Annotated in this window: 1 protein-coding gene; it reads left to right on the top strand. The window is 33.8% G+C overall.

Features of this window, described 5'->3' with window-relative positions:
• Positions 1–419: 419 nt before the first annotated feature.
• On the top strand, positions 420–680 hold the full coding sequence (locus F6K22_RS40425; protein ID WP_293110749.1) for a carboxymuconolactone decarboxylase family protein: 261 nt from the start codon (positions 420–422) through the stop codon (positions 678–680).
• Positions 681–1,613 lie beyond the last annotated feature (933 nt).

The raw sequence follows: 1,613 nt of genomic DNA, 5'->3' as shown, positions 1-1,613 counted from the left end.
AGTAATATCATGTCCTGTTGAACAGTTATAATTAAAGTTTGTAGTAGGGCTTGAGCAAAAAGTATGTATCGGGCTGAGAGCCCTACTACAAACCATATACTTTTTTTGATCACTGATTATCCGGACATGATATAATTGATAATTTATGGATAAGAATTGATTCTATTTTGAATTTTCACCAGATGTCTAATTACTACTCTAAATACTTACACTCCTGACTTTTCAATATAACTATCAATTAAAGTAGATAATGCCTGTTGAGCATAATCAGCACCTCCAGAAAATCCTTCAATAGTAGCCATCAAACTTGCCCCTCCAATTAGAAGTAAATATTGTTGAGAAAATGATTCTGAATCTTTTACTCCTGCTTGTTCAGCTAATTCCTTAATCTGTATCCGAATAGACTCTCTAACTCCTAAATGCCAGATAAAAAATTACAAGCATTACGTCGCTTTACTCAACAAATTGTACAAACTCGTGGCTGGGTTAAAGATAATGAAATTGAAGAATTTATGGCAGCCGGATATAGTAAACAGCAGGTATTAGAAGTGATTTTAGGTATTGCGATTAAGGTCATCCACAATTACACTAATCATATTGCTAAAACACCTTTAGATAAACAATTTAAACCTAACATTTGGTTAAAACCAGATACAAATTCATTAATGGATAATGGATAATGGATAATGGATAATGGATAATGGATAATTGATAATTGATAATTGATAATTAGACATCTCCAAAAATAAAAAATTAAATAAATTATCGAGAATAAACCGTCAATTATTTTCCCGTACTCCCTACTCCCTCTTTTCTGGAGATATCTATTGATAATGGATAATTACCTCTCCCTCAAACAGATTGAATTAACGCGGTAGAGAAAATTTTTTCTTGTTTTTCCTTTAAAGGAGAGACTTTTTTCGTTAATTATTGGCTTTGTTGTATGAAAGTAGGGATGAAACATCCGTTTCGCTGTGCGACATGAAAGGTGGAGCGCTTTGGCAGCTATATCCCTCAGTTTCGGGAGATTGATGTTTTATTCATCTATTGTCCAATAGTTACAGCAGTTTCTGGGGGTTATGAAGTACATATGGGGAGTCTAGTCACAGCTATATATTTTCATGTAACAAAGCCTTAATTATTCGGTAATTGAAATTCTAAAACAACAATATATGTTATTAGCTTAATATTTTGAAAGTGCTTGTTAGTTAACTATTTAGTAGAACTAAGGGCGAGATTAGTTTCAGTTTAACTATCAGGACTTACGCAGTACAACGTATTTTCGTCATTGCGACCGACAGGGAAGCAATCTCAAATCCTAGTTTTTCGTACCTCATGCGTAAGTCCTGAGTGTATTACGCTGAAAAAGGAGCGCATTTTGGGCAAATTAAGGACAGAAAAATTGAGGGACAATTCTTACTCCTACCTCCTCTATAATTCCCCTAACTCCTGTCTCCTGTCTCCTGTCTCCTGACTCCTACCCCTATTAAAAGACTTTATTCAGCAAAGCCTAAATATTCTGAGTTTATAGATAACTTCAAAATTAACTACAATCAATTTCTGCCAAAATTGCATCTAAGATTTATTGGACGCCTTGTTGTATCAATTTTATT

The sequence above is a fragment of the Okeania sp. SIO2F4 genome (genome assembly GCF_010672385.1).
Classification (GTDB): Bacteria; Cyanobacteriota; Cyanobacteriia; order Cyanobacteriales; family Microcoleaceae; genus Trichodesmium.
This window is presented reverse-complemented; position numbering and strand designations above follow the sequence as displayed.

Excerpts from the sequence above, each read along its gene's own strand:
- F6K22_RS40425 (WP_293110749.1), top strand. The coding sequence starts at position 420 with ATGCCAGATAAAAAATTACAAGCATTACGTCGCTTTACTCAACAAATT.